At 67.4% G+C, this 3,876-nt stretch carries 3 protein-coding genes; 2 read left to right on the top strand and 1 reads right to left on the bottom strand.

All coding sequences use genetic code 11. From position 1 onward, the window contains the following. On the top strand, window positions 1–1,261 hold a 1,261-nt coding region (locus tag AC062T_RS13755), incomplete at its 5' end, for an MFS transporter (protein WP_476030947.1). A gap of 60 nt (window positions 1,262–1,321) precedes the next feature. Here AC062T_RS13755 and AC062T_RS13750 read toward each other — a convergent pair. After that, window positions 1,322–1,924: a GNAT family N-acetyltransferase gene (locus AC062T_RS13750; RefSeq protein WP_476030945.1), complete on the bottom strand. Its 603-nt coding sequence runs from the start codon at window positions 1,922–1,924 to the stop codon at window positions 1,322–1,324. A gap of 168 nt (window positions 1,925–2,092) precedes the next feature. Between AC062T_RS13750 and AC062T_RS13745 the strand changes: the two genes are divergently transcribed. After that, window positions 2,093–3,876, top strand: a 1,784-nt coding sequence (locus AC062T_RS13745; protein ID WP_476030943.1) for a S8 family peptidase, incomplete at its 3' end; no start/stop codon positions are given.

Here is a 3,876-nt window from a genome sequence, read left to right as displayed (position 1 = left end):
CGCCGGAAAGCTCGGCGACCGGTTTGGCCGCAAGAAGCTCTACATCATCGGAGTCGTGCTCTTTGGCATCACGAGCGTTGCCATCGGGCTCGCGGGCAGCATCGAGGGCGTTCTCGTCTTCCGTGCCCTGCAGGGCGTGAGCGCGGCACTCCTCATGCCGCAGACCATCGCGCTGCTTCGCTCCACCTTTCCCCGGGAGAAGTTCGGCATGGCGGTGGGCATCTGGGGAGGAGTCTCCTCCGTCGCCATCGCCGGTGGGCCGCTCGTCAGCGGCCTGCTCGTGCAGAGCGTCGGCTGGGAATGGGTCTTCTACATCAACGTTCCGTTCGCCATCATGGGCATCGTCATGGCAGCCATCGTGGTTCGCGAAACCGCGGCCGAAAAGGGCGGCGGCATCGACATCCTGGGCATCATCCTGCTCGCCGGCGCGCTCTTCGCCGTCGTGTTCGCCGTTGTTCAGGCCCAGGTCTGGGGCTGGGGCAGCGCCGCGACCATCGGCGTTTTTGTCGCAGCACTCGTTCTCTTTGCGCTGTTCATCCTCGTCGAATCGCGCGTCAAGAATCCGCTCCTGCCGCTCAGTCTCTTCAAGTCGGCCGGCGTGAGCGTGGGCGGGCTCGTCTTCGTGGCCAACTTCTTCTCCATCCTCGGCGTCACGTTCTTGCTCACCCTCTTCCTCATGAACTCGCTCGGCAACACCACCGCCACCGCGGGCCTCATGATGCTGCCGATGAGCCTCTTCTCGATTCCGTCGGCCCCCATCGGCGCCCTGCTCACCGCCAAGATCGGCCCGCGCAAGGTTGCCGCGATGGGCCTCGCGCTCATGGCGATCGGCCTGGCAGCACTCACCCTCGTCACGGTCGACACCCCGTATCTGATGATGGCCATCCCGTTCGTGGTCATTGCATTCGGCTCCGGCTTTGCCATCCCCTCTGGCGCCGACCTCATCGTCGGGGGCGCCCCCGTGCACCTCGCCGGCGTGGCCAGCGGGTTCCAGACCACGTGCATCCAGGTCGGTGGCGCCATCGGCACCGCCATCCTCTCGGCGATCGTCGCCGGCAAGGTGCTGCCCGCCGTTGCGGCAACCTCGCTTCCATCGGATGCCGTCGAAGCCGCAGCAACGGGCGTCACCTTCGATGGCTTCCCGGCCGTGAACCTCGCGTTCGTCGACGGAATGCACATCGGCCTCTGGGTTGCCGCCGCACTCTGCGCGGTCGTCGCAGCACTCGTGATGGTGGCGATTCGCGAGCCTAAGCGCGCCTAGCGGACGGGGCACCGCGGCCTGAGCAGGCACCCATCCGGGCCCCTGCTCAGGCCGCGATCTTCAGAGGCTCAACTCCACCAGAACAGTCCCGGCCTCGCCCGGCCGGCCCACGACGCGAAACCCGGCCGCCACGAACAGCGAGAGGGTGCCGTGATAGAGCTCGGCGGCGCTCGGTGCACCCCGGGGGGTGTCAACCGCATACCCCTCAACGGTGCGGGCCCCGCCTTCACGGGCCGCCTCGACCGCCGCCGCAAGCAGCTCGCCGGCAATTCCCCGCCGCCGAAACCCCACCTTCACCACGAAGCAGGTCACCGCCCACACGGAGGGATCGTCGCGGGGATGCTCGGTCGAGCGCAGGTGGGTCGATGCGAGCAGCCGCGGGTAAGCAGTCCTGGGCTCGACGGCGCACCAGCCGACCGCATCGTCGCCGAGGTACGCGACGAGCCCTGGGCCGTGGCGCGCATCGGCGCTCGCCTGCTCGCGGTCGTCGCAGAGCATCCGCCGCTTCTCGCCGTCGCTTGCCTGCCATTCGCGGCCCCGCAGCTTGAAATATTGGCAGAAGCAGTGGGCGGGATCACCGCGCACCCCAAAGACGCCGACCATGTCGGCCTCTGGCACGTCTGTCGCTGGCGCGATGCGCAGCGCTCCCGCGGTGTCGACCACGCGAACACGCTACCCCTGGCGCGCGGGTTCGTCACCCGCTCAAAACCCGACCTGAGAATCCACTGTTGAGTCCGTGTGAATTGGCACATACTGCCCCTGAACAATCTCGTCTACCCACGGTCCCATTCCCCCGCTTGGAGAAAGTAGGTCCCCTTGTATCGACGTGCATTGGCGGTCGCCGCAGTCGTGGCACTGGCCTTCCCCGCATCCGCAGCGTTAGCTGCCCCGAGTGATGATCCATCGTCCAAATTCGAGAAGGCCGAATCGCGAGGTCAGGTGAGCGCCACGGTGAGTCCGCTCAGCGCTGACGGCAATGGCAACGTCACCGTCGTGGTGGAGTTGGCGGGCGATCCGGTAGCCGTCGTGCAGGCAGAGAAGGGCCGCGACCTCACCGAGGCGGAGCGCTCGTCGGTCGAGAAGACGCTTGAGGCGGCGCAGCAGCCCGTCGTCGACGCGGTCAACGCGGAGGGCGGAGCGGTCGAGGCCACCATGCAGTCGGCCTACAACGGCGTGCAGGCCACGATCCCGGCGGCCGCAGTTGACGCGGTTGCGGCGATCCCTGGTGTCATCGCGCTGCATTCCGCGCGCACCTACACGGTCAACAATGCCGTCTCGGTGCCGTTCCTCGGGGTGCCGCAGGTGTGGCAGAGCACGGGGTACACGGGCGAAAACGTCAAGGTTGCCATCATCGACACGGGCATCGACTACACGCACGCCAACTTCGGCGGCCCCGGCACGGTGGAGGCCTATGAGGCAGCCAACGCCGCTGAGACACAGCCCGCTGACCCGGCTCTCTTTGGTCCGGATGCTCCGCGCATCAAGGGCGGTTGGGATTTTGTCGGCGACGATTACAACGCCAATGACGACACGAGCGTGCCCGCCCCCGACCCGAACCCGCTTGACTGCAACGGTCACGGCAGCCATGTTGCCGGCACCACGGGCGGCAACGGCGTAACGGCAGACGGCGCCACCTACAACGGCCCCTACGACGAGTCGACGGCATCGCAGGAGTGGAAGATCGGCCCAGGGGTCGCCCCCCAGGTCGACCTCTACGCCCTTCGCGTGTTCGGCTGCGATGGCTCGACCAACGTCACCGTGGCCGCAATCGACTGGGCCGTTGCTAACGACATGGACGTGATCAACATGTCCCTGGGCTCGAGCTTCGGCCGCGCCGACGACCCCGAGGCTGTTGCTTCGGCCAACGCCATCGGCGCCGGCGTTGTCGTCGTCGCCTCGGCGGGCAACGCGGGTCCGAGCCCCTACATTGCGGGCTCCCCTGGCTCGGGAGAAGGCGTGATCTCGGTGGCCGCAGTCGACAGCACCGAGCGTTTTCCCGGAGCACCCGTCACCGTCAACGGCGTAGCGGTTCCGGCCATCAACGCCAACGGGGCAGACCTTTCGGGCCTCCCCGCGCTCACGGTGGTTCGCCTGGTGGATAACCCTGCGACGGCCGAGAACGAGGCGCTCGGATGCTCGACCGCCGCCTACACAAGCAACGGTGTCGTCGCGGGCGGCAATCAACTCGCGGTGATGGAGCGTGGCACCTGTGCCCGCGCGGCCAAGCCAATCTTCGCCCAGCAGGCAGGGGCAGCCGCGGCGCTCATGGTCAACAACACGAATGACTACCCGCCGTTCGAGGGTGAGATCATGTCGAACCCCGACACGGGCGAGGCGTTCACCGTGACCATCCCGTTCCTGGGCGTTCGTGCGTCTGATGGGGCTGCGTTTGTTTCTGGCGCTCCCGCCACCATCGTGGCGGCCGATCTGCAGAACCCCGGCTTCAGCGGCTACGCATCGTTCTCGTCGAACGGTCCGCGCAGCGGCGATAGCGGGGTCGGTGTGGATGTTGCGGCTCCCGGAGTCTCGATCGTCTCGACGGGCGTCGGCACCGGCAATGGGCCTGCGACCATCTCGGGCACGTCGATGGCCGCTCCCCACGTTGCGGGCGTCGC

It is taken from the genome of Homoserinimonas sp. (assembly GCF_056262345.1).
This window is presented reverse-complemented; position numbering and strand designations above follow the sequence as displayed.